This is a genomic window from Coleofasciculus sp. (assembly GCF_046539235.1).
Classification (GTDB): domain Bacteria; phylum Cyanobacteriota; class Cyanobacteriia; order Cyanobacteriales; family Coleofasciculaceae; genus Coleofasciculus.
In genome coordinates this window covers 1-2,546 of record NZ_JBKHHI010000611.1, presented here as the reverse complement: position 1 = coordinate 2,546, position 2,546 = coordinate 1, and the positions used below count along the sequence as shown (strand labels likewise).

General features: G+C 44.9%; 2 protein-coding genes. One reads left to right on the top strand and one right to left on the bottom strand.

Features of this window, described 5'->3' with window-relative positions:
- Positions 1–289: 289 nt before the first annotated feature.
- Positions 290–1,237 (bottom strand): NAD(P)-dependent alcohol dehydrogenase, encoded by a 948-nt coding sequence (locus tag ACLFWI_RS29250; protein WP_446415847.1) that lies wholly within the window; start codon positions 1,235–1,237, stop codon positions 290–292.
- Positions 1,238–1,391: 154 nt separating this feature from the next.
- On the opposite strand from ACLFWI_RS29250, the gene ACLFWI_RS29245 reads away from it, so the two are divergent.
- Positions 1,392–2,411, top strand: a complete 1,020-nt coding sequence (locus ACLFWI_RS29245; RefSeq protein ID WP_446415846.1) for an isochorismatase — start codon at positions 1,392–1,394, stop codon at positions 2,409–2,411.
- Positions 2,412–2,546 lie beyond the last annotated feature (135 nt).

The following is a 2,546-nucleotide window of genomic DNA, read 5'->3' as shown; positions in this document are numbered from 1 at the left end:
AAGGACTATCTCCTGCAATGCTACTCGAGTCGAGGATTTTTTCTGTTATAGCCCAACATAGTTAAGTAAAGATTAACATTTTCTAAAGAATCACACAGATAGACCTGTAGGGGCGGGTTTTACCGATAACATTTTGGCATCAACCACTAACCTGACTAAACCCGCCCTTCTCCGGGTGCGGGGGTGTAGGGGTTAAGTCAGGGCGGGTTCTGCATAAACGTTATCATCAATAGCGAATACCCGCCCCGACAAACCAGGTTTCCTCGAACGCAGCGAAGAGTCAAAACATTCAATTTTCAACCACAATCACCAACTTACCCACAACATGACCCTGTTCACTCTCCTGATGCGCCTTAGCAACCGCAGAGAGAGGATAGGTTTGAGCAATGACTGGGCGAACTTTCTGAACTTCAATCAGTTCTGTGAGAGACTTTAAATCCAAACCATTGGATTTGACAACCACAACTTTAGCTTTTTTCCCCGGAATAACAGCCGTGACAAAACTCTCCAGGAAGTTAACCGGATAGGGTTGAGTCGTAATATAGACACCATTGGGTTGCAAACAGTCTTGGCAATTCCAGAAGGATTGATTTCCAACCACATCGAAAATAATATCGTACTTGGCAGTATCCTTAGTAAAATCCTGCTGAGTATAGTCAATCACTCTGTCAGCGCCCAACTTTTGCACAAACTCACTATTTTTACCACTACAAACCCCTGTCACCTGAGTTTCAAACGCCTTAGCAATTTGCACCGCAAAGCTACCCACACCACCCGACGCGCCGTTAATCAGCACCCTGTATCCCTGTTTAATTTTTCCCTCATCTCGCAAGGCTTGCAGCGCCGTGAGTCCGGCTAAGGGAACAGCCGCCGCTTCTTTGTGGGAGAGTTTTTCCGGTTTAGGACAAGCCGCTTTTTCCGGCAAAACTGTATATTCTGCATAAGCACCACCCGTGAGATTATCAAGACAGGCATAGATTTGGTCTCCAGGTTGAAACCGAGTCACAGCCGTTCCCACGTCTACAACTTCCCCAGAAATATCAAATCCCAAAATCATAGGAAAGCTATAGCCCGTTAAGAGTTGCAACATTCCCATTCTGATTTTCCAGTCAATGGGATTAACGCTGGTAGCATGGACTTTTACCAATATCTCATGAGTTTTGACGGGTGGAGTTGGCAAGTCTATAACTTGTAAGACATCCGTGCCACCATACTGATTAATTGCAACTGATTTCATCAACTATTCTTTCTCCACAAAGATTATTACCAATTCTTCTAAAATGTAACAATACTCTATAGAACAATATCTCAGTCTTGAGGAAGACTCTGAAATTGAGTTCATCAGCCATAGTATAGTTTTCAGAATCTTTAGCGAACCAGACAGAGTATTTATGACGACCAACACCCAACTCCCCATTCCCTCTCATTTCGACTCCAATCAGGTTGGAGACGTCTGGCGTGTTCCCTATCAAGAGCGCGTCAACCAAGCCGAAGCTTGGGCAAAACAGCATCATCTCCAGCCCGCCCATGAAGATGAAACCCGGATTGGTTTATTGCTCATTGATGTTCAGAATACCTTTTGTATGCCCGACTTTGAATTATTTGTCGGTGGTCAATCGGGTACGGGAGCGGTTGATGACAATGTGCGACTGTGTGAATTTATCTACCGTAATTTAGGAGTCATCACCGAAATTGCGGCGACGATGGATACCCATACCGCGATGCAAATCTTTCATCCTATATTTTGGATTAACGATGCTGGAGAACATCCACCCGCGATGACTAATATCTCCATGGAGGATGTAGAAAAAGGCGTGTGGAAAATCAACCCAGCCGTCGCGCCTCGGATTCGCCAGGGTGATGAGAAATGGTTACAAGATTATGCGCTGCATTATGCCAAGACGCTCAATTGTGATAGCAAATATCCGTTAATTATCTGGCCCTACCATGCCATGCTGGGAGGAATCAGCCACGCCTTGGTTTCTGCTGTGGAAGAGGCTTGTTTATTCCATAATGTTGCTCGCCAAAGTCAGACCCATTTTGAAATGAAAGGGAGTAATCCACTGACTGAAAATTACTCGGCTCTCCAGCCAGAAGTTCTTTTCGACCAGAATGACCAACCCATTGCCCAAAAGAACACACCATTCCTGGAAAAATTGCTAGAGTTTGACCGATTAATTATTGCAGGTCAGGCAAAGAGTCATTGTGTGGCTTGGACAGTGGATAATTTGCTGGGTGAAATTCAAGCCAGAGATGCCAAGTTAGCAGAGAAGGTTTATTTACTGGACGATTGTACGTCTCCGGTTGTGGTTCCTGGTGGTGCGGATTTTACGGAACAAGCTGATGCGGCGTTTCAACGGTTTGCTGATGCGGGAATGCATCGGGTCAAATCCACTGAACTTATTTATTGAACGTTGGACAAAAAAACACCAAAAAACTTGCAATAAATTAGGGTTGGGAACAGGGCGGGTTTTGTTGTTTATTTATCGGTGAACAGGGCGGGTTTTGTTGTTTATTTATCGGTGAACAGGGCGGGTTTTGTTGTT